This window comes from Brevibacterium picturae (assembly GCF_900105045.1).
GTDB classification, from domain to species: Bacteria; Actinomycetota; Actinomycetes; order Actinomycetales; family Brevibacteriaceae; genus Brevibacterium; species Brevibacterium picturae.
The window spans coordinates 1,061,839-1,083,492 of the sequence record NZ_LT629739.1 but is presented as its reverse complement, the minus strand read 5'-3'; the positions used below and the strand labels follow the sequence as shown (position 1 = coordinate 1,083,492).

The 21,654-nt window shown below is 63.3% G+C and carries 19 protein-coding genes and 3 tRNA genes; 8 read left to right on the top strand and 14 right to left on the bottom strand.

Annotated features, from left to right (window positions below):
* The first annotated feature begins 57 nt into the window (after nt 1-57).
* Nucleotides 58-351 carry a hypothetical protein gene (locus BLT92_RS05155; protein WP_197679663.1) on the top strand — a complete coding sequence of 98 codons (294 nt, stop codon included), beginning with the start codon at nt 58-60 and terminating at the stop codon, nt 349-351.
* Between the two features lie 277 nt (nt 352-628).
* Here the strand turns inward: BLT92_RS05155 and BLT92_RS05150 are convergent, their stop codons facing one another.
* The 6 genes from BLT92_RS05150 to BLT92_RS05125 all read right to left on the bottom strand — a co-directional run bounded on the left by BLT92_RS05150 (nt 629) and on the right by BLT92_RS05125 (nt 6,280).
* Nucleotides 629-961 (bottom strand): hypothetical protein, encoded by a 333-nt coding sequence (locus BLT92_RS05150; protein WP_092103767.1) that lies wholly within the window; start codon nt 959-961, stop codon nt 629-631.
* Nucleotides 958-1,539 (bottom strand): recombinase family protein, encoded by a 582-nt coding sequence (locus BLT92_RS05145; protein ID WP_092103765.1) that lies wholly within the window; start codon nt 1,537-1,539, stop codon nt 958-960. Before BLT92_RS05145 ends, BLT92_RS05150 begins: the two co-directional genes overlap by 4 nt.
* Before the next feature lie 34 nt (nt 1,540-1,573).
* On the bottom strand, nt 1,574-2,968 hold the full coding sequence (locus BLT92_RS05140; RefSeq protein ID WP_092103763.1) for a hypothetical protein: 1,395 nt from the start codon (nt 2,966-2,968) through the stop codon (nt 1,574-1,576).
* Nucleotides 2,969-3,685: 717 nt separating this feature from the next.
* The gene (locus BLT92_RS05135; protein ID WP_092103761.1) at nt 3,686-4,273 is read right to left on the bottom strand and encodes a hypothetical protein; all 588 of its coding nucleotides are present in this window, start codon (nt 4,271-4,273) and stop codon (nt 3,686-3,688) included.
* Nucleotides 4,270-5,634, bottom strand: a complete 1,365-nt coding sequence (locus BLT92_RS05130) for a hypothetical protein (RefSeq protein ID WP_092103759.1) — start codon at nt 5,632-5,634, stop codon at nt 4,270-4,272. The genes BLT92_RS05135 and BLT92_RS05130 overlap by 4 nt, the downstream gene beginning before the upstream one ends.
* A 433-nt stretch (nt 5,635-6,067) precedes the next feature.
* On the bottom strand, nt 6,068-6,280 hold the full coding sequence (locus tag BLT92_RS05125) for a helix-turn-helix transcriptional regulator (RefSeq protein ID WP_092103757.1): 213 nt from the start codon (nt 6,278-6,280) through the stop codon (nt 6,068-6,070).
* A 502-nt stretch (nt 6,281-6,782) separates the two neighbouring features.
* Between BLT92_RS05125 and BLT92_RS20780 the strand changes: the two genes are divergently transcribed.
* Nucleotides 6,783-7,157: a hypothetical protein gene (locus tag BLT92_RS20780; RefSeq protein WP_231939032.1), complete on the top strand. Its 375-nt coding sequence runs from the start codon at nt 6,783-6,785 to the stop codon at nt 7,155-7,157.
* Nucleotides 7,157-8,305: a tyrosine-type recombinase/integrase gene (locus tag BLT92_RS05115; RefSeq protein ID WP_092103753.1), complete on the top strand. Its 1,149-nt coding sequence runs from the start codon at nt 7,157-7,159 to the stop codon at nt 8,303-8,305. The genes BLT92_RS20780 and BLT92_RS05115 overlap by 1 nt, the downstream gene beginning before the upstream one ends.
* Nucleotides 8,306-8,373: 68 nt before the next feature.
* Here the strand turns inward: BLT92_RS05115 and BLT92_RS05110 are convergent.
* The 3 genes from BLT92_RS05110 to BLT92_RS05100 form a co-directional block, all read right to left on the bottom strand.
* A tRNA-Phe gene (locus BLT92_RS05110) sits at nt 8,374-8,446 on the bottom strand.
* Nucleotides 8,447-8,515: 69 nt separating this feature from the next.
* A tRNA-Asp gene (locus BLT92_RS05105) sits at nt 8,516-8,589 on the bottom strand.
* 55 nt (nt 8,590-8,644) lie between these two features.
* A tRNA-Glu gene (locus BLT92_RS05100) sits at nt 8,645-8,717 on the bottom strand.
* 203 nt (nt 8,718-8,920) lie between these two features.
* Here BLT92_RS05100 and BLT92_RS05095 point away from each other — a divergent pair.
* Nucleotides 8,921-9,268 carry a metallopeptidase family protein gene (locus BLT92_RS05095; protein ID WP_092103751.1) on the top strand — a complete coding sequence of 116 codons (348 nt, stop codon included), beginning with the start codon at nt 8,921-8,923 and terminating at the stop codon, nt 9,266-9,268.
* A 247-nt stretch (nt 9,269-9,515) separates the two neighbouring features.
* Complete coding sequence (ybaK, locus tag BLT92_RS05090) at nt 9,516-10,016, top strand: Cys-tRNA(Pro) deacylase (protein ID WP_092103749.1); 501 nt, start codon at nt 9,516-9,518, stop codon at nt 10,014-10,016.
* Between the two features lie 15 nt (nt 10,017-10,031).
* On the opposite strand, the gene BLT92_RS05085 is transcribed toward ybaK, so the two are convergent.
* Nucleotides 10,032-10,643, bottom strand: coding sequence for a YigZ family protein (locus BLT92_RS05085; protein WP_092103747.1), 612 nt, complete (start codon nt 10,641-10,643; stop codon nt 10,032-10,034).
* A 153-nt stretch (nt 10,644-10,796) separates the two neighbouring features.
* Here BLT92_RS05085 and BLT92_RS05080 point away from each other — a divergent pair, with 153 nt between their 5' ends.
* Nucleotides 10,797-12,158, top strand: coding sequence for an aspartate aminotransferase family protein (locus BLT92_RS05080; RefSeq protein WP_092103746.1), 1,362 nt, complete (start codon nt 10,797-10,799; stop codon nt 12,156-12,158).
* A gap of 60 nt (nt 12,159-12,218) precedes the next feature.
* On the opposite strand, the gene BLT92_RS05075 is transcribed toward BLT92_RS05080, so the two are convergent.
* Both BLT92_RS05075 and BLT92_RS05070 read right to left on the bottom strand, forming a co-directional pair.
* Nucleotides 12,219-13,850: an amidohydrolase gene (locus BLT92_RS05075; RefSeq protein WP_092103744.1), complete on the bottom strand. Its 1,632-nt coding sequence runs from the start codon at nt 13,848-13,850 to the stop codon at nt 12,219-12,221.
* Nucleotides 13,851-13,910: 60 nt separating this feature from the next.
* On the bottom strand, nt 13,911-15,629 hold the full coding sequence (locus BLT92_RS05070; protein WP_092103743.1) for a thiamine pyrophosphate-dependent enzyme: 1,719 nt from the start codon (nt 15,627-15,629) through the stop codon (nt 13,911-13,913).
* A gap of 139 nt (nt 15,630-15,768) precedes the next feature.
* Between BLT92_RS05070 and BLT92_RS05065 the strand changes: the two genes are divergently transcribed.
* Complete coding sequence (locus BLT92_RS05065) at nt 15,769-18,645, top strand: aminotransferase class I/II-fold pyridoxal phosphate-dependent enzyme (protein WP_092103741.1); 2,877 nt, start codon at nt 15,769-15,771, stop codon at nt 18,643-18,645.
* Between the two features lie 104 nt (nt 18,646-18,749).
* On the top strand, nt 18,750-19,736 hold the full coding sequence (locus BLT92_RS05060) for a proline racemase family protein (RefSeq protein WP_331712232.1): 987 nt from the start codon (nt 18,750-18,752) through the stop codon (nt 19,734-19,736).
* A gap of 151 nt (nt 19,737-19,887) precedes the next feature.
* Here BLT92_RS05060 and BLT92_RS05055 read toward each other — a convergent pair whose 3' ends face one another.
* Both BLT92_RS05055 and BLT92_RS05050 read right to left on the bottom strand, forming a co-directional pair.
* Nucleotides 19,888-20,643, bottom strand: coding sequence for an amino acid ABC transporter ATP-binding protein (locus BLT92_RS05055; RefSeq protein ID WP_092103739.1), 756 nt, complete (start codon nt 20,641-20,643; stop codon nt 19,888-19,890).
* Complete coding sequence (locus tag BLT92_RS05050) at nt 20,643-21,437, bottom strand: amino acid ABC transporter permease (protein ID WP_092108804.1); 795 nt, start codon at nt 21,435-21,437, stop codon at nt 20,643-20,645. The genes BLT92_RS05055 and BLT92_RS05050 overlap by 1 nt, the downstream gene beginning before the upstream one ends.
* Nucleotides 21,438-21,654 lie beyond the last annotated feature (217 nt).

The window sequence follows — 21,654 nt, the reverse complement described above, 5'->3', positions numbered from 1 at the left end:
TGGTCCGGCGAGGCGCTGCTGCGTGCAGGCGAGGGCGCTTACCTCTACGGTGAGTCAGTGTTGGCACTGTTTGGACTCGCCGATGTGAACCCTCGGCAGATCAAAGTTGCGGTACCTCGACGTGCCCGGCCAAAGCTGCCCGATTTCATCGAACTGTCGCAGGTGAAGGGTGAGGTTCGGACTACCTTCTATGATGGGCTTGAATCTCAGCCGGTAGCCGATGCACTACTTGAATGCCGCGGAAGTATCGAGAACTGGCGTCTTCTGGATGCCTCGATCCAGGCGCGGAACCAAGGGTTATTGACCACAGTAGAGGCGCTACAAGTGGGGAATGGACTAAACACCACCTGAGAAAGATGAGGACCAGCCCTGGGCCTACCGAAGTAGGCGGAACCGGTCGTGATGAATCAATACTACCGTGTGTCAGGGTCTTGACGCCAAGCACGCTGCCGAGGCCTCAATATGGAAGATCGGTTCGTCGACGATAGATGGCCGCTGGGGACCGAGTGTGGTGCCTCGTAGACACCACCTAAACGAGACGCCCACGCCACCTCTTGGAGCGTGGGCACCTACGTCTTAAAAACCCAGTCTCATAAGTCCGGGTCTCAAAAGGGACTTGTCGAGACGTTCATTCCTCAATCCAGGTCTCCCGGAGATCCCTGAGCCAGACGTCCATCGCCTGCCAGAGACCGCTTCCCGTCGTGACCTCCATCTTCGAAATCCGATGGCCGTCTCGCGACACGAAGACGTCGACCGAGGCAATGTCACCATTAGGCGTGACGTCTGCGACGGCCCTAATGAGTGGGTCTTCTGCGAGAGTTGCTTCAAACGTCTGGGAGTTGCCAAGTTCCGTGAACTCGCCGATGACCGCATCTGCGAAGGCGCTGGCGTCGACACTCTCCTGGATCCGGTCGAAGCGATCGATCTGGGCGTGCATCTGTTCGGTGTCGTTGGTGTTCATTTGAGTACCTTTCCTTTGTAGCGGTAGTACGTGGCCTTCGACCACCTCTGAGTCTGTGCGGCCTCGGCGACGGAGAGACCTTCTTCGTCGACTAGGCGATTGATGATGCGCAGCTTCCGGGCGACTGCCACCGGGTCGGCTGGCGGCCGTCCGAACTGCACCCCGCGGGCGCGTGCAACGTTGACCCCGGCCTGGACGCGTTCTTGGATGAGCTCTCGCTCGTATTCGGCGAACGTCGCCATAAGGTTGAGCATCAGCCGACCTTCTCGGGTCGAGGGGTTGATGCCATCGGTGAGAGAGCGTACCGCGATGCCGCGCTCAGTCAGAGCGGTGACGGTTGTAATCACGTCGATCATCGACCTGCCAATCCGATCGATCCTCCAGACGATGAGCTCGTCACCATCCTCGAGCCGATCATCAAGTGATGACCAGCCGGACCGGGAACTCGTGGTCTTGGAGCCCGAGATCTGATCAGAGTAGATGTGGTTCCCGTCGACGCCGACATCGTTCAACGCCCGACGCTGGAGATCGTCGTCCTGCTTGTCCTTCGTGGAAGTGCGCGTATAGCCATAGATCATCTCTGAGTTCCTTTCGTAGAAATGAATCAAGTGGTCAGTCACCGAACTCGACATCATCGGTGGGGGTGTTCTCTCGAAGTTCAGCTGCTCGCTGTTCAATCTGCCGGATCAGCGTCGCGCTCCGTTGCGCCTTGGCACCCCTCTCTGTGTGCGGGTTGGCCCGCTCCCACTTCTCGACGAGTGGCTGAAGGGTTCGGTTGTACTGCTCGAGCTGCGTGGCGGCAATAAGGTAATTCTCTCGGTCCTGGGCCGCCTGTGCGAGGAGGCCCTCGAGTTCTTTTCGCTGGCGGTCCACCGCAGACCAGGCCGGTGCGAGAGTTGCTGCGATCCTCTGCTTAACGATCTTGTCGTTCGCAGCTGCGGCTGCCTTGACCCCGTCCTCGCGGCCCATCTCTTCGACATGCCGGCGCAGAGTCGGAAGCTCCGATTCGCGGGCTTCGAGGTTGCGTTGGCGCTCGTCGAGATGCTCGGCACGGTCCGCCAACTGGTCCCTGAGGTCCAGAAGTGATGTATCCCATTCGTTGAGCTTCTCGTGGTCTTCGACAGCCCGGTCCTTGAGAGTGTCGACATGGCGCTTCGCATCCATCGTCTGTCCGTACTCGTCCTTGCCCATGCCGACGAGATGACGCGCTTCGTCGAAGTCAGCAGAGATGTCGTAGCCGAGATCGAGGAGGTGCTGCTTGAGGCCGGCGTGGTACTCGCGCAACTTCGTCGGACCGCTCTTCTGCTTCCCCTTGTCGTCCTTAACGTCACGGTGCGAGAACCATGCCCGGGACGACTCCACCCGGAGGGCGTCCTCATCCTTCGGATCCTCGGCAAACGTATCTGCGAGGATCTGCACGTGCGGGGTGGACTCGCTGTGCTGAATGTCGTAACCGAGGACGGCCTCGGTACCGCCAGGAATCGCTTCGTCCGTCAGGTACTGGACGACTTCCTGGAAATAGTGTCGAGCATCATCTCGATCACGCGCGACCCAACGGCTACGCATCATCGGATCGCCGTCGGCATCCACCACTGGTTCGCCAGTCTTCTTGTCCAGAACGGGATAGTAGCCCGGGATCTCGATGCACATCGACTTCGGCAAATGCGAGACCAGAAGTGACGTCGTCACGGTCCCGCCCTTCATCTTGCCCGTCTTCGGGTCGAGCTTGTCATCACGGAACTTCCGCTTCACCCGACGGACCCGGTCCGCTCCGTAGTCCAGGACTTCCTGACGGTCGGCACAGGCCCTGAAGCCTCCGGCTCCGTCGTTGACCATGGCCTCGTTGAGTACCTCGTCAGCGATGACGATGTTCGGATTCCTCGTCGCCCAATACGCGATTGAGTCCTCGTCGAGCTCGCGCATCATCTCGTGCACGATCGCGCCTCGCTCACCAACATTCTTCGTGTGCTGAGCGTGGAAGCCCGTGCGTCCGATGACCGTGTCCATCACTTCACTCCTCAATCGTGTGCTTTGGTGAAAACCGACTCACGATGGGCGGGGACCCCTCCTGCTTCGCAGCCCCGCACATCTCGAGCCGACACATTCTCTTGTCCGGCCACTCCTGCCCATTTCTTCGTTGATGTGAGACGAAGTGGGCCTCGGAGTGGCCGGACAAGAAAATGTATTAACCCCGTAAGACAACTTCCGCTGCGCTCCAGTTGTCCGGGGCCCTCCGGGAGCCGCTGCGCGGGCAAACAGCGAAGAACCGAGCAGCACGGTGCCTTCATCGCCGCCCCACTGGGACGGCGATTGCGGCACGGCGACGTGCGCGACCAAGTCATTTGCCGAACTCCAGTCGCAGTTGAACGATGCGCCTGTGTGGAACGCAACACGTGCCAACTGTCGAAGGAAGCGAGCACTGTTGGCGGCACCCGTGATGCCTTCGACCGTTCCGACTGGAGCCTGGAACGACCAATCAGCGGCAACCAGGGCATGACCCTGACCCCTTGAACTGGCCGTGGACTGAACGAGGGCTCATCATGGCCTTCCTGCGTGCTCAAAAGGGACGTCTGCAGGACGCGGGAATTGCCCCTCAGTTCCAGTGGACGAATCGAGGTCTCACTCGGGCCTCTCAAAGTACCCTCGAGAGACGATCTTCGGACATCAGCCGGACCCGCCAGCTCATCTTGTTCTTGTGGCCTGTTCGAGGTCTCACGGGTGTCCCTATCGCGGCTCATTGGGGTTCCGTTCGAGTCGGCCGAGAGCCCCCGTGCCGCCACCGGCGTGATCAAGTGCTTGCAGCACAAGTCGCAGCTCGACAGAGTCGAGGCCCGTAATGGCGTTGCTAAGGTCGACTGGTAGATCAATGTCAGCGAGGCTCGTGGCGATGGCCAGCACACGTCTCTCCCCGCCGCTCAGGTGTCCACTCTCAGCCACAGTGTGCTTCGTGTAGAAGTACCAGTGGCCCTGTTCATCCCGACTGATCCAGGGGCCGTCCAGCAGGCTGCCGTTGAGGGCACCGATGAGCAGCTCGACGGAGGCCTCCAGTGCGAGATCGCCACGTGCCCATGCACGGAGGTGGCCGATGCGCTCGTCTGGACCATGCGTCGTGTTTTCATGCTTATTGTGGGGATTCACCGGGTCCTCCACCTCGGCCGACTTAGAGGTCAGACTAAGGAAGTTCGCGAGTACAGTGCCCTGCTCAGCGGTGAGACGCGGCCAATCCGCTACCTCGCGCTCGGCCAGTGCACTGAAAGAGTCGTCGCGGGCGTCAGAATCCTCTGAGGCTCTCTTGTCGTTGAAGTTAGTCATGATGCATTTCTTTCGATCGCCACGACGGGCTGGCCCAGGTCAGCAAACTCGGTAAGCACCTCGTCGGCGCTGAGCACCTGGTTGTCGACCATTCCGCTGGCGACCCTGGTGCCGACCGCATGGATGGGCTCGGTCTGTCGCTGCTCGATTTCACGAACGACATGCGAGCGCTTTTCCGGCTCCACGAGGCGGGCGCGCTCGAGCGCCTCGGCGATCCCGAGACGGACGCGCTCGACCTCGACGAACTGATCCAATTCTCCGCGGCCAAGGGCGAATCGAGTCGACGCCTGAATCGAGAACTCGTTCGCTTCGACCGGCACGACCACGGGTAGCGACAGGAAGGACTGCTCACGTGCATCAGAAGCGATGACCTTCTCATACGCTTTCTCCAGCTCACCGCGGAACTCAGCAAACGGCTCGGTGCCGATGATCACCGTGTGCCGGTGGATCAACTGCGTGGGCCCGTACTTGGTCGGCAGTGTGTGTGGCGCAGGGGTGGCACCGAGCACAGCGAGCATTTCTCGCACTCCGCCAAGGCGACCCGACTTGTGCCACATCCTCATTCCGTAGAGTGACTCACCCCAGCTCTCCAAACTGCTCGACATCAGCAGAACGTCCTCGCCGTCGTAGTCATCGACGTTGGAACCGACCAACCGGAACATCCGGCGATCGGCCGAGAGCGTTCGCGCCAGTGCCTCCGCCAGGCGCAGACCGCTGGGGTGCTGAGTCGAGGGCAACTCGAGATAGAAGTTGACTCGGACAGGAGGAAGTTCCTCAGAACCAAGACCGGCAAGGTACTGGTGCCGAGCGATCCGGACGGCACGATCATTGCTCACGCCACGACGGCGCGCGTCCATGGCAGACAGCTGACCGTCGAGAACACCTGCGATGGCCTTATTGCGTCCCTTGCCGCCGCTGCGAGCCTCCGCCTTGAGCTCACGAGACCGAAGCCCCGCTTCCCAGTCCAACCCGGGTGAAGCGACAATCGCCGACCTGGGGTACTGGGCCTTTTCCGGGTGATTCTCATGGGTGAGGTACAGGACACCGTCCAGGAAGCCGTCGTGACCCCCTTCGAGCTTTCGGACGGGTTCACAGCGGGAGAACCATGACTCGAACCGTGATGCAGGGAGATCCTTGGCGGTCTGCAGAACGATCTGCCAGTGAGATCCGGATGCGCCCGAACCGCCAGCGGCAGGATCGTCCTGATCATGCAGGGCGAGAGCCCATGCCTTTACCTGTGCACGCTCGGTCAGGTTCGCGATGAGAGTCGATTGCTGAGTTGCGGCAGTACCGGACAACCGGGCAGTGGGGATGACCACCATGATGATGCGGGCCGTTTCCTTCGGCTTCATCTTGCGCATCAGGCACCTCCAGTCAGAGGGTGCAGGTTCGAGGTTCGTGCGTGGCCAAAGTCTGCACCCTGGGGTGCGGGGTGCAGGTCCGTTTGCACCCAACTTGAAGCCGAGTTCCAGATGTCTGCACGCGTCAGGTAAATGCAGTGTGACCTGCAAAGACGCTCAAAAGAAGAGGGAAATGAAGAACACATTCCTGTTTCAGGGTGCAAGGGTGCAGCCAAAGTATTCGAGTGCTTAAGCCACAATGAACCAGAAATCACGTGGTACACGCGGAACGGCGGTACACGCCTGCGCTGACCAGCGGAAACGTTGTACCACGTGGTGTTCCACGGACGTGGTACACGTGGTACAGCCAGGGGCGATGCGCTGTTATCGCGCGGCCCCGGGTGCCCGCTGCCACGAATGGAGCAACGGTTGGCTGTCGAGGTCCCAGGCTTCATTACGCCACCCCCTCGGCGGGCTCAAGGTGTGCCTCGACCCAGGCATCGACATCTGACTGCCTCCAACGCACCGCACTCCCGAACTTGACCGCCCGGGGCAGTGACTCTCCGTTCGAGCGCTTTCTGTAGATCGTCGAGACAGACATGCCCGTCTGGGCCGACAGGGACTTAGCGTCGAGCAGAGCGTTGTCTGCTGCGTGATCTTCGTTCATCTTCCTCACCTCACATTAATACCAGGTTTCTGTAGCTTGTGATCAACGTTAGCACAGGTTACGAGTTGCTGGTAGTCTGTGGCATATGGAAGCAAAGACCTACGCAAGCGCCATCGGAGAATTTGTTCGTACCTATCGACGGGACCACGCCCTCACGTTGGAGGCAGTCGCCCGTCGCGGACGAGAACATGGAGCCACTTGGAGTCTCTCTAGCGTCCAGGCCATCGAGGGAGGGAAGGCCTCGCCGACGCTGCCGACCATGTTGACCCTCGCCCTTGTGCTCGGGGAGCTCAGCGATAGGTCACTCACGCTTGATGACTTGCTCGGAGACGCCGAGGAGTTTGACCGCCCGTGTGTGGGCCGTTCTGAGCACCCGGTGAAGAGGTCTTTCGTCGCACGGGCCCTCACTGGCTCAAAGGTGGAGTTGACTGCGGCCGACACTGCCCCCGTAATCGATGGTCCATTTGGGCCAGCTTCGGGCGACGAGGTTGGGAGCAAGCGTTTGAAAGACCGTCAACGAGAATTCGTCGTCGATGACGAGGTCGAAGAGGCTGTTCGTCGTCGAGGGGGAGCTCCGCTGTCAGCCGCGGAGATCGCAAGTGCTCACGCTCAGTTGGTCGATGAGTACCAGATGCCGCCAGAGCCTGATTGGGACGCGGAGGACGTCCTGCCTCCGAGTCAAGCCGAACAGCGCGCGGCCAAGAAGCTGGAGATGGATCCGGACGACCTCAAGCAAATGGCCGAAGAGCTCTGGGGTCGAACACTCGAAGGCGAGTCGGCCCGCCGCGTCGGCCCAGATAGCACGCCACAGGCCCGAGGACGGGTCACGCGTGTGCTCGTCGAGGAGATCCGTGCTGCCCTGGAAGAGGATCGCTGATGGGGCGTCCTCGTCAGAGCATTGGAACCTATGGCACGATCAACGTGACTGAGCTGCGGCCAGGCAAATGGCGGGCACGAACCCGCTACAGGTTTGCCGATGGCAAGGCCAGACAGGTCGAGAAGTACGGCACCACCAAACCCAAAGCAGAGTCCTTCTTGAAGCAGTCGCTTCTCACCATCGAAGCTGGCCGTGGTGGCGAACTGAGGCCGACGACGCCACTACGGATTCTTGGCCAGATGTTCCTCGAGCATAAGCGTGGCCTGGAACGCTCCGAAGGCACCCTTGAGACCTACGGCTACGCCGTCACTGCGCATATCATTCCCAGGATTGGCGACCTCACCATTGCCGAGGCAAAGCCGGACCGGTTGCAGAAGTTCCTCAACACAGTGCACAAAGAGTCTGGTCATGGGGCGACGAAGAATTGCAGGTCCACGCTGAGTGGAATGATGTCGCTGGCGGTGAGCAACGGAGCCATTTCTCGTAACCCGGTGCGTGATGTAGAGCGGATTGCCCAGCCAAAGGGCAAGAAGGGAGCTGCCGCTGTTTCTCCAGACGACCTTCCGGACCTTATGGGAAAGCTTCGGCAGGCTCCCACCCTCGTTGAGCAGGACACCGTCGAGTTGTTGGATTTCATGGTCGCGTCGGGGTGGAGGGTAGGGGAGGCTTGCGCTTTGAAGGCTTCGTCAATTGACTTCAGCGCCGGCACGGCAGAGGTGGTGGCGACCAACGTTCGTGTGAAAGGGCGGGGAATCGTCCGGCAGACGGTGCCAAAGACTGATGCGGCTTGGCGCGTCACTCCGTTGCCTGGACCAACGATGGACCTTCTGCGCCGCCGGTACGAGCGGTTGAAGGCGGACACAACGTTGCTTTTCCCGACCGCGGTGCTCACATTGCGGGACCCCTCGAACACACAGCGTGAGCTTCGGGACGTTCGCGACTCACTGGGGTACCCGAAACTTTCAACCCACTCGTTCCGCAAGACGGCGGCGACGATGCTTGACCGTGCCGGGATGTCGGCGACCGAGATCGCGGCCTTCCTCGGCCATGCGAACCCGTCGATGACCCAGGATGTCTACATGAATACACTCAAGGGCAGCACCCGGGCTGGTGCAGTGATGCAGGATCAACTTAAAGGGCTGATCTGAAAGTGCGGGGTTTATGCGGGGTGACTGACTGTTAGAAAAAGAAAACCCCCGGTTTCCCGGGGGTTTCGTGGCTCCGACCGGCGTCGATCCGGTGACCTTTCGATTTTCAGTCGAACGCTCTACCAACTGAGCTACAGAGCCAGGCCGGCAACATACCGAAGTACGCTGAGAGAAACAAAGGCCCTTCCGAAGAAGAGCCTTTGTGCTCCGCGACCCTGACCGGACTCGAACCGGCGACCTCCGCCGTGACAGGGCGGCGCGCTAACCAACTGCGCTACAGGGCCTAACTGGTGTAACTATTCTATCCGTTGTGGTGTCGGACTTTCCAATCCTACACCGTACCCCCAACGGGATTCGAACCCGTGTCGCCGCCGTGAAAGGGCGGTGTCCTAGGCCTCTAGACGATGGGGGCCCAGGTTGTCCTCGGATTCCCCCGGGGCAACGACGTTAAGCTTATCCCAACCGTTTCGGAGAATGCAAAACGATATCGAGTGTCCTCGGTCACACCGATTCTGCGGCTGTCTCCCGCTCCGCCGAGCCCCTCAGTCAGCCGCCCCGTGCCGACACCGCCAACGCCCTCAGCGCGCCCGAAGGTCACCCCGTTAGGCTGGCGGCATGGAAGACCTCAGTGCAGAAGAGTTCGAAGTCATCCTCGATGAGGCACTCGACCAGCTTCCGGCGGGCGTGACCGACGAGCTCGACAATGTTGCTCTCTTCGTCGAAGACCGGCCCGAGGATGGGAACACGCATCTGCTGGGACTCTACGACGGGACGCCTGTGGGGGAGCGCGGCAACTCCGGGCTCGAGCTGCCGGACAACATCTTCCTCTACCGTGACAACCTCATTGCCTTCGCCGACGATCGTGACCACCTGCGAAGCGAGATCGTCATCACGATCGTTCACGAGATCGCGCACTTCTACGGAATCGATGACGAGCGTCTCCACGAGATCGGCTGGGGCTGAGCTCTACAACCTCCGCAGTCGACCGTGAGCACCGGCGTCACCCCAGGTCGTAGGTGGTATCTGTCACTTCAGTGTGTGTCATTGATTGGCGCTTGAGCCGCGACTTCGCTTATTGTGGGCGGGTACCCATCAGCACTCGATACAACATTCCGTCCGTATCGACGCGGGAACACAGGGGTCAACAGCCCCCGGACAGAAATGTTCCGCGTGTCCCCGCCGATTTACGGGCAGGAGGCACGACCCCCATATGACAGTGGCATCCAAACCGACAAGCGCGGCTACCCCGGCCGTCCGCGTACTCAACCTGGCAGGCATCGATTACACCCTGCACAGCTTCGATCACGATCCGAGGACCCGCCGTTACGGGTCAGAGGCCGCCGATAAGCTCGGCGTCGGCTCCGACCAGGTGTTCAAGACCCTCATGATCCAGGTCGACGGCGCACCCGTCACCGCTCTGGTTCCCGTATCCGGGCAGCTTGACCTCAAGGGCCTGTCCTCCGCACGCGGAGCGAAGAAGGCTCAGTTGGCGGGCGTGGCCGAGACCGAGCGTCGCACCGGCTACCCGGTCGGTGGGGTTTCCCCGTTCGGCCAGCGCCATGCTGTTCCGGTCGTCATCGACCGCACTGCGCTCGAGCACTCCTCGGTCTTCGTCTCTGCAGGTCGGCGCGGTCTCGAAATCGAGATCCGACCCGAAGATCTCGTCATGTTGACCAATGCTCAGGTCGGGAAGATCGCAACGCTGGACTGAAGCGTCCGGCACTGATCACACCCATTCGACATCACCGACGGACGGTTCTGCCTGTCCGGCGGTGATGTCTGCGTACATCGCCAGGGCAGCGTCCACCTCGGCGACGGGGGTCATCATATCGACCTCCACCTGCGCGCCGTACTGAGCTCGCGTCGTCCATCCGCGGTTCCCGGCGGCCCGCTGAAGCGCATTGGCCTGGGAGTAGTCGACGTCGGCGCGCACGGGCACCAACTCATGCTTCGTCACGACGCGACCCGTGTCCAACGCCGCCGAGGTGGCCTGGCCGTAAGCGCGGACGAGTCCTCCCGCACCCAGCAGAGTTCCCCCGAAATACCTGGTCACGACCGCGACGACGAAGGTCAGCCCATGACCGGTCACGACGTCGAGGATCGGTGCCCCGGCCGTGCCCGCCGGTTCACCGTCATCGCTGAACCGCTGTGTGCGCGAATCGGGATCGAGGACGAACGCCGTGCAGTGATGGCGCGCCTTCGGATGAGCGTTCCTGCGCTCGGCGATGACTTCCCTGGCCTCTGCCTCGTCGGCGACCGGTGCGACGAAACCAATGAAGCGTGACTTCTTGATCTCGATCTCGGCTTCGGTGGGGGCGGCGATGGTGCGGTAAGGCATGCCGATCACTCTACCCAATGCCACGGCCGCGAACGGTCTCGGCAATTGTCGGAATCTGATCTACGATGAGCGGACAAGCGCGCAACGCGCGCGGTGACGCGACGTGGAAGTCGCGTGGCGATTGCCTGAACAATGGTGAAAGGGTGATGTGTTGTGCAGCAGCTCAGCGACGCTGAAATCTCAGCGATCAAGGAAGAATCGGCCAAGGCCTACGAACTCGATCGGGCGCACGTCTTCCACTCGTGGTCGGCCCAGGAACTCATCGATCCGATGACCGTCTCCCGGGCACAGGGTTCGCACATCGTCGACGGGGAAGGGCAATCCTTCCTCGACTTCTCCTCCCAGTTGGTCAACACCAACATCGGGCACCAGCACCCGAAGGTCGTCCAAGCCATCAAGGACCAGGCCGACCTGCTGTGTACGATCAGCCCCGCCCACGTCAACGCCGCCCGCTCGGAGGCCGCCCGACTCATCACAGACCGCACCCCTGCAGGCCTTGACCACGTGTTCTTCACCAACGGCGGAGCCGACGCCAACGAGCACGCGATCCGCATGGCCAGGCTGCACACCGGCAAGCACAAGGTCCTCTCCCGTTACCGTTCGTATCACGGCGGCACCGAGACGGCCGTCAACGTCACCGGCGACCCGCGCCGCTGGTCCAACGACCGCGGTGACTCCGGAGTCGTCCACTTCTTCGGGCCCTTTCTCTACCGGTCGGAATTCTCTGCCACCACCGAGGCGGAGGAGACCGAGCGGGCGCTGCGCCACCTCGAGCGCACCATCGAACTCGAAGGCCCGTCGACGATAGCCGCGCTCATCCTCGAGACCATCCCCGGCACCGCCGGCATCATGCTCCCCGGCAGCGACTACATGCAGGGCGTGCGGGCACTGTGCGACAAGCACGACATCATCTACATCGCCGACGAGGTGATGGCCGGGTTCGGTCGCAGCGGCAGATGGTTCGCCTTCGAACACTTCGACGTGGTGCCCGACATCATCACCTTCGCCAAGGGCGTGAACTCCGGCTACGTGCCCCTGGGCGGAGTGATCATGGACGATGCGATCTACGGCTCATTCGCGCAGAAGGCCTACCCTGGTGGGCTCACCTACTCCGGCCACCCACTGGCCTGTGCCGCGGCCGTGGCCACGCTGAAGGCGATGGATTCCGAAGGCATGATCGAACACGCCGAGCGCATCGGTACCGAGATCATCGGGCCCAGGCTTCGCCAGATCGCGGAGAACTCGAAGCACGTCGGCGAGGTCCGCGGAGTTGGCGCGTTCTGGGCGATCGAACTCGTCTGGGACAAAGAAATGCGCGAACCGTTGGCCCCATACGGCGGAGGCTCACCCGAGGTCGCCTCGGTGGTGTCCGCGCTGAAGGAACACGGAGTGGTGCCCTTCAACAACTACCACCGCCTCCATGTAGTCCCACCGATCAACATCAGCGAAGAGGACCTGGAAACCGGCCTGGGCGTCTTCGAGAAGGTCCTCACCGACCTCGACTTCTCCCGCTGAAAATACCCGACGTCACTAATTGCGCCCGGCGCCGGGCGCAATTAGTGACGTCAGGGAGGTTTAGCGGGCGTCGTGGGTGAACCTGCCGCCGAGGACGGTGGCACGGACTCCGATCTGTGCGATCTGGTTTGGGGCCACCTCGGCGGGGTGGGCATCGAGGGCCACGAAGTCCGCGAGCTTGCCGCGTGACAGGGTTCCCTTGTCAGCACCCTGCCCGGAGGCCTCGGCCGCGACCGAGGTGTAGGCGGCGATCGCCTCGTCGGGGGTCAAGCATTCAACGGCCGACCCCATGATGTCGCCGTCGCGGGTCTTGCGGGTCACGTAGGCCTCGATGCCGCGCAGCACATTGCCGTCGGCGCAGGGGCGATCCGAGCTGCCAGCGAGCAGGACACCGGCGTCGACGAAGGACTTCGCACGGTAGATCAGCGACCGGCGTTCGGGGCCCAGTGATGCGTTCATTCCGTCGCCGATCCCTTCGGCGAATGCCGCCTGCGGGGTGACGACGATGCCGTTGTCGGCCAGCGTGGTCAGGTGCTCGTCGTGGACGAGGGCCGCGTGCTCGATCCGGTTGGGCACTGCCCGGCGCCCGTGCCTGGTTTGGGCATCGACGATGTTGGCCAGGGCCGCATCCACGGCCGCATCGCCGATGGCATGAACCGCGACGGACCACCCGGAGGCGTAGGTGTCGAGAATCTGCTTGCGCAGCACCTCGGCGTCGTCCTGCAGATAGCCGGGATGATCCTTGCCTTCGTAGTTCTTCCGCAGCGCCGCGGTCTCCCCGCTGAGCGCGCCGTCCATGAAGAACTTCACCGGGCCCAACGATATGAATTCATCGCCGAGGCCGGTCCGCACTCCTGCATCGAGGCCGATCCCGAAGCCGTCGGCGGAGTTCGCCGCGATCTCGTGAAGACCGTCGGCCTGGGGCAGGAGCTGGGCGCGGGCACGCAGCTTGCCCTCTTCGCGGGCGCGCAGATAGGCGGTGATCTCGATGGGGGAATGGCCGATCCACCCGTACGCGATGCCGCAGTCGCCGAAGGAGGTGATGCCCTCCTTCGCATAGTATGCGGTCGCGAGGTCGATGGCTTCGACGATCGTGTCCAGCGAGTAGGGGCGGATGAGGTCCTGGACGAGCCCCTGCGCGGTCTCCTCGAGCAGGCCCGTGGGTCGGCCAGCTGCATCGGTGACGACCTTGCCGCCGACAGGATCGCTGAACCCAGGTTCGAGGATGCGGGCCCGCTTCATCGCCGCGGTGTTGACGATCGCCGCATGCCCGGAGGTCTGGCGCATGAACAGCGGGCGGTCGCCGGTGATCTCATCGAGGCGGGAGAGCTCGGGGTACTGCCCGTCGTAGTCGCGGTGGGCGTAGCCGGTGGCGTTGATCCACTCGCCCGACGGCGTTGTCGCGGCCGCCTTCTCGAGCGCGGCGTAGACATCGGGCAGACCCCCCGGCAGGGCGGTGACGTCGATCGAGGCCAGGGTGAGCCCGAACCATGCGGTGTGGCAGTGGACGTCGTTGAAGCCGGGCAGCACCGTGGCCCCGCCCAACGATTCGACCCGATCCGCAGTGACGCCGTCGAGTTCTTCGTCGAAGCCGATGATGCGTCCGGCGAAGACGCCGATCTTCTGCGCCCGCGGACGTGCAGGATCAAGCGTGTGGGCGTCGAGATCGGTGAAGATCGCGTCGATATTCATAGAGTCACCTTTTGGTTCGCTGGGGCGGAAGAATCAGTGGGAGCGAGCGCACCGTCGCACTCACACTCGTGCTCCGCGGATCGCGGGGTCGGTGAGGCAGCGGACGAGGGCCGGTCCTTCATGGGCCAGGGCCTTCTCAAAGGCCTCCCGGAAGTCCTCGGTGCGTTCGACTGTCAGCCCCAGTCCGCCGAAGGCCGTGGCCAAGGCTGCGAAGTCGGGGCTGCGCAGGGCCGTGCCCGTGGCGCGGCCGGGATATTCACGGTCCTGATGGCCGAGGATCGTCCCGTAGACCGAGTTGTCGTTGACGACGACGGTGAGGTTCACCCCGTACTGTGCGGCGGTTGCCAGCTCCTGGCCGTTCATCAGGAAATCCCCGTCCCCGGCGATGCAGAATACCGCGCGTTCGGGATGGACGAGTCCGGCGGCGACAGCAGCGGGGAGGCCGAATCCCATCGACCCGTTCCGTGGCCCCAGCGCCGAGGGAAACCCATGCGTGGGCAGGAACCTGGTGGCCCAGCCGGAGAAGTTCCCGGCACCGTAGGTGATGATCGCATTGTCCGGCAGCAGCTCCCTCACATGGACGAACGCCTCGTCCATGTCGACGAAGGAGGCGTCCCCCGCCGAGGTGGGCCCACCGGTGATCGGGACCCTCCACTCATCGAGTTCGGCGCGGGCATCGCGGATCCACTCGGGCAGCGGCACCGGCTCGTCGTTGCCGGTCAGGTGCTCATCACCGGCGGCAGGCTCATCGATCGAACCGTCGGAGGACACCGAGTAGGCTCTGGCGCCGTCTTCGGTGAATAGGGCCTGGGCGAATCGGTTGACCGGAGTCACAATGTGCTGGTCGAGGCTGCCGAAGTGCCCGTGGGCATCGGCGTCGGGGCCGATGACGACGGTCTTCACGTCGGTGCCGATCGTGAAGCCGTTGGTGGCCACATCGGTGCGGACACAGCCGAGGAAGATGTGCAGGTCAGCCTCGTCGAAGGTCTTCTTCGCGACCTCGGATGCACCGAAGCCGAGGATACCGAGGAAGTTGGGGGAGTCGTGGTCGACGCCGTCGTAGGCGCGGAAGGTGCCGATGACGCCGAGGCCTCGGTCGCGTGACCATTGGGCGATGCGCCGCGAGGTCGCCGGTGACCAGTCCTCCCCGCCGATGATGAGGACGGGCCGGTCGGCCTGCAGGATGCGGGCCCGCAGCTCGGTGACGTCACCGGCATACGGGGCAGCCGAACCATGCGTGCGCGGGGGCAGGGCTGTGCCGCTGCTGGCCTTCGCGAGGATCTCCTCGGGCAGACCCACGACGACGGGACCGGGCCGGCCGGTCACGGCCGTGTGCATGGCGTCGGTGACCACCTCGGCGGCCTTGTCCGGGTCATCGAGGGTCAGCACCTTCTTCGTGGTGGTCGAGAACCAGCCGTTCACATCGAATTCCTGGAAGGACTCACGGCCACGCTGAGCGATGGGGATGAGGCCGACGAAGACGACCAGCGGCGTCGCATCCTGGTAGGCGGTGTGAATGGAGACCATGACGTTCGAGGCTCCGGGGCCGCGGGTGACCATGGCGATCCCTGGGACACCTGTCATGCGGCCCTCGGCCACTGCCATGTAGCCGGCTCCGCCCTCTTGGCGGCAGACGATGGGGGTGATGGTCGAATCGTGGAGGCCGTCGAGCACGTCGAGGTAGGACTCGCCGGGGACCAGGTAGGAACGCTGGACGCCGTGGGCTTCGAGCTCGTTGACGAGGAGATGGCCGGCGGAGAGTGGCGAGGAGTTGTCCATGGCTTCATGCTTATCATTCTTTTGTCTCATGTGGGTGGGCTGTTGAACATTCGGTCGTGCAACGCCGTATGATCTTGGCACAACGGATTCCGCAGGGATCGCTCGACAACGAGATACTTCATCGCCAGGAGGCTCAAGTATGACCGGCACCGACTCCGACGAATATTCGGCACAGGCAGCATTCATGCCTGGACCGTCAGCCGCCGGAGGGACATCCCGAAAACGGTTGGACTCCGGAGAATCGGAGAGCGGATTCCGGTCTCGGCCCAAGGCGTCCCAGCTCGAACGTGACCCGGGAATGCCTGCGAGCACCTGGCGTCTGCGCTCGGATGCCTGGGAGTACCTGAAGTTCGCGATCAAGCGTCTGGCCATCAGCGGCGGGGACTTCTCGATGATCGCCGCCGACGGTGAGGTCTGGCGTTCGCTGCGCTCGCTGAAGACGATCGAACTGTACTGGGGCGGCTTCGGGCAGCGCTACGTCGAGGACATCGCCGAGCTGCTCTCCAACGGGGAGTTCGATCGGGCCCACGACATGATCACACGGGCCGTCAACCGGCTGCGCGGGACCACTGTCCCCGACGTCTCCGAGGACGACCTCACCGAGGAGGAGCGCGCCGAACACAAGGACCGACAGGATCCGCGCCCCCGCTTCGAAGTTCTCATCGTCGACGAGACCACCGAGGGCGGTCGTGATGAGCTGCACACGGATCTGCTCAAACTGCGCAATGCCTCTGACCAGTTCATCTACGACTACGTCATCGTCCCAACAGCCGACGACGCTGTCGTCGCTGCACTGACGAATCCGAACCTGCTCGCCTGCGTCATTCGCCCCGGCTTCACCGACCGGACCCGGCAGGTGCTCAGCCGTGATCTGCGCAAGGCCGTCGAGTTCGCCCACGAGGGCACGACCGAATCCCCGACGATGCCGATGAGTCCGCTCAACTCGGTGCGCAGAGTGCTGCGTCTGGCAGACACCATCGCCGGCCTGCGGCCCGAGCTCGACCTCTACCTCATGGCCGGTGCCCACATCGAGAGCTTGGCGGGGGCCCTGACTCATCGGTTCCGCCGTGTCTTCCGCCGGGAGGACCAGTTCGAGCTGCACCTGTCATTGCTGCGCCGTGTGCAGCACCTCTACGACACTCCGTTCTTCACCGCGATCCGAGAGCATGCACGCCGCCCCGCCGGCGTCTTCCACGCCCTGCCCATATCGCGCGGCGGCTCGGTCGTGGGATCGAAGTGGATCAGTGACTTCGTCGACTTCTACGGACTCAATCTGCTACTGGCAGAGACCAGCGCCACCTCGGGTGAGCTCGACTCATTGCTGGCTCCCGTGGGCACCATCAAGAAGGCCCAGTCCCTGGCAGCGCGGGCGTTCGGCGCCAAACGGACCTACTTCGTCACGAACGGAACGTCGACGGCGAACAAGATCGTCCACCAGGCTGTTGTGGCACCCGATGAGGTCGTCATGGTCGATCGCAACTGCCACAAGTCCCACCACCATGCGCTGATGCTCACGGGAGCTCGGACCGCATACCTCGAGGCCTACCCGCTCAACGACGTCGCCTTCTACGGTGCCGTGCCGCTGAATCGGATCAAGCAGCTGCTGCTGGACTACCGGGCCGCCGGTCGCCTCGACGAGGTGCGGATGATCACCCTGACCAACTGCACCTTCGACGGAATCGTCTACGACCCGGAGAGGGTCATGGCCGAGTGCTTGGCGATCAAGTCCGATCTCGTGTTCCTGTGGGACGAGGCGTGGTTCGCCTTTGCCCGCTTCCACCCGGTCACCCGCAAGCGCACCGCCATGGTCGCCGCCGAGCACCTGGAGGACCGTCTGGCCAGCGACGCCCACGCCGCGGCGTACCGGGACCAGCAGAAGCGGCTCTTCGATGCCGAGACCGGGGAGCCGGCCCCCGACGAGGTGTGGCTGAACGAGTCGCTGCTGCCGCCGCGGGATGCGCGCCTGCGCGTGTATGCGACCCAGTCGACGCACAAGACGCTGACCTCGCTGCGACAGGGATCGATGATCCACGTCTACGATCAGGAGTTCGCCCACGGCGCCGAGGAATCCTTCCACGAGGCTTACATGACCCACACCTCCACCTCGCCGAACTACCAGATCCTCGCCTCCTTGGACCTGGGGCGCCGGCAGGTCGAGATGGAAGGGTTCGCGCTCGTCCAGAAGCAGCTCGACCTGGCGATGAGTCTGGCCTCGGCGGTCTCACGCCACCCGCTGCTGAAGAAGACCTTCCGCGTGCTCACCGCCGCCGACCTCATCCCCGAGGAATATCGGGAGACCGAGCGGACGATGCCGCTGCGCGATGGCCTCGCGACCTTCTGGAATGCGTGGGCGAAGGACGAATTCGTCGTCGATCCCAGCCGCATCACCATCGAGATCAGCGGCACCGGAGTCGATGGGGACACGTTCAAGCACGAACACCTCATGGACCGCTACGGCATCCAGGTCAACAAGACGAGTCGCAACACGGTGCTGTTCATGACGAACATCGGCACCTCCCGCTCGTCCATCGCCTACCTCATCGAGGTCCTCGTCAAGCTGGCAGGCAAGTTCAACGATCCGCACGAGGTCCAGCCCCAGGACGCCCTGACCGAACCGGCCGCCGTGATGCCGCCGCTGCCCGACTTCTCCGCCTTCGCACCCGAATACGCGGCCGAGGTTCCCGCCGAGGATCCGTCGAAGCAGCTGCCCGACGGTGACCTGCGCACGGCCTACTATGCGGGGCTGCGTCGCTGGAACATCGAGCATGTGCTGCCGCACGAGCTGCGCCGCCGGGTCGAGTCCGGTGAGGTGCCGGTCTCCGCCGGTTTCGTCACCCCGTACCCACCGGGATTCCCGGTGCTGGTGCCCGGCCAGGTCATCACCGCCGAGGTGCTCGACTTCATGTCCGCTCTCGACACCAGGGAGATCCACGGCTACGACCCCCGCCTGGGCTACCGCGTCGTCCTGTCGAAAGATGCGCTCGAGGCCAAGAAGAAGCAGGACTCGAAGGGCTGAGGACCGATGCGCACGAACCGTCTCATCCAGACCGTCGAAGACCACGCCGAGGGTCTGCCGGTGCGGATCGTCACCGGGGGAGTCGGTGCCTTCCCCGGGCCACGATGGACGAGCGCCGGGACTGGTTCATCGCCAACTCCGATGACCTGCGCACCTTCCTCATGTGCGAACCCCGCGGCAACGGGTGGCTCTCCGGTGCGATCCTGCAACCGCCGACGCGTGATGACGCGGACTGGGGTGTCCTGTTCATCGAAGTCACCGGTGTGCTCCCGATGTGCGGGGCCGGCACCATCGCCGTGGCCACCGTGCTCGTGGAGACCGGAATGGTGGCCGTGACTTCGCAGGTGACAAGGGTGCGTCTCGACACCCCGATCGGCCTCATCACCGCCGAGGTGGCCGTGCAGAATGGTCAGGCGGAATCGGTGACCATCGTCAATGTGCCCTCCTATGCCCACGCCCTTGATCAGATCGTCGAGGTGCCGGGTCGCGGTGAGCTGTCATGCGATATCGGCTTCGGCGGCAACTTCTACGCCTTCGTGAACGCGGCGGAAGTCGGCACCGCCGGCGTTGCGGGCACCTCGAGCACGGGCATTCCGTTCGATCGCGACCGCTCCGAGGACTTCATCGCCGCGGGCCGGGACATCATGGCAGCGGTGAACGAGCAGATGGAGCCGGTCCACCCCGTCACCGGGTATCGAGGTTGCGAGCATGTGGTGTTCCTGGCACCGACAGCTGCCGAGGGTGCGACGGCTGCCGAGGCTACGACGGCTGCCGAGAGCACGGCGACATCCGCAGCCGACGCCCGCCACGTGCTCATCAACGCTCCTGGCTGGCTGGATCGCTCGCCCGGCGGAACCGGGACGAGCGCTCTCATGGCCGTCCATCACGCCCGCGGTGAGTTGGGGCTGAATGCAGATTTCGTCAACGAGTCCTTCATCGGCACCTCGTTCACCGGCCGCCTGGTCGAAGAGACCGACGTGGGTGGCCACACGGCCGTCATCCCCACCATCACTGGCCGCTCCTGGCTGACAGGCACGGCTCAGTACACGCTCGACCCCACGGACCCGTTCCCTCACGGATTCGTGCTCTGAGCCGGCGACTCCGACAGCCTCCCGCATCGAGCGGACCAGTTGTCGCCGAGAGTACCGACTATAACTGGTCCGCTCGATGACAACCGGTCCGCTTAATGACAACCGGCAGGTGGCAGGCGACCCGGCCCGGACGCCGTCCCAACGGCCTGCGCTATCCCAGCTGCCCAGGGTTGAGCACGCGGGCGAGGAAGTCCTTCGTGCGCGGCTCCTGCGGATTGCCGATGACCTCCTTGGCAGGTCCGGATTCGACGACGAATCCGCCGTCCATGAAGAGCACGCGGTCGGCGACCTGCCGGGCGAACTCCATTTCGTGGGTGACGACGACCATCGTCATGCCCGCCTCGGCGAGTTTGCGCATGACTTGGAGGACATCTCCGACGGTCTCGGGGTCGAGGGCCGAGGTAGGCTCGTCGAAGAGCATGACGTCGGGGTCCATGCTCAGGGCTCTTGCAATTGCTACCCGCTGCTGCTGGCCGCCGGACAGTGACGCGGGCTTGGCCTCGATCTTCTCGGACAGACCCACCTTCGCCAGGTTCGCCTCGGCGACCTTGTCGGCCTCGGCCTTCGAGCGCCCCAGCACCTTGAGCTGGGCAACAGTGAGATTCTCCCGAACGGTGAGGTGGCCGAAGAGGTTGAACGATTGGAAGACCATGCCGATGCGAGTGCGGGCGGCATCGATATCGAGGTCGAGGTCCGTCATGTCCATTCCGTCGACGACGATCGATCCGCCGGTCGGGGTCTCAAGCGTGTTGATGCAGCGCAGCATCGTCGATTTGCCGGATCCGGAGGGCCCGACGACGCAGACGACCTCGCCCTTGTCGACCTCGAGGTTGATGTCGGTCAGGACCTGATTCGAGCCGAAGCTCTTCTTGAGGTTCTTGATCGAGATGATCCTGGTTGCAGTCATTACTTTCCTCCTGGCTCGCTGGAGCCGTATTTGCGTTCGAGCACCCGGGACAGATACGACAGCGGGATCGTGATGACGAGATAGCAGACCGCGATGACGATGAACGGGGTGAGGTTGGCCGTGTTGACGATCTCCGCTCGGGCCAGCGCGGCCAGCTCGCGTCCGTCGACCGAGGAACCGAGGATATAGGCCAGCGAGGAGTCCTTGGTGAGCAGGATGAGCTCATTGGTCAGGGGAGGCAGGATGATGCGCATCGCCTGCGGCAGGACGATCGTGATCATCGCACGAGTCGACGACATGCCCAGCGATCGCGCAGCTTCGACCTGGCCCTTCGGTACTGCTTGGATTCCCGCGCGGATGGTCTCGGCCATATAGGCGGATCCGACGAGGGCGAGGGCGATCATGATGGTGATCAGCTGCGGCAGTGCGAAACCGGGGAAGGCGACCGGGAGGCCGAAGCCCATGACGAGGAAGACAACGAGGGCGGGCAGGCCGCGGAAGAACTCGATATAGGTGAACGACAGCCACCGGTAGACGCCGATCGAGGACAGGCGCATGAGTGCGAGGATGATCGCCATGGCCAGGCCCAGGACGAACCCGAGGAAGGTGAAGACGATGGTGTTCTTCAGCGCCTTGGTGATGACATCGGGAAACATTCCGATGGCGACATCGAGGCGGCCGAAGGTGTCGACGAGGGTGGGCCAGTCTGCGACGAATGCGATGACGACGGCGATGACGATGAGGATGCCGTATTGGATTCCGCGCGAGAGTTTTGCTTTCTGGCGCCTGCTCATCTTCTTCTTGGGGAAGGAGGCTGCGGAGCCGGTCGGGCCCCGGTCCTCGGTCGCAGGTGTGGGAGACATGGGTGACGTCCTTCAACTGTGTCTGCGGATCTGCTGGGTCTCGATCCGCGTGTGCTGATCGTTTCGATTCGGTCTCGGAGGTGTTTGTTCCTCCGAATGCTCATGCGAGAAGGCGGTCAGCCTCGGCGAAGGTGCCGGGGCGGACCGC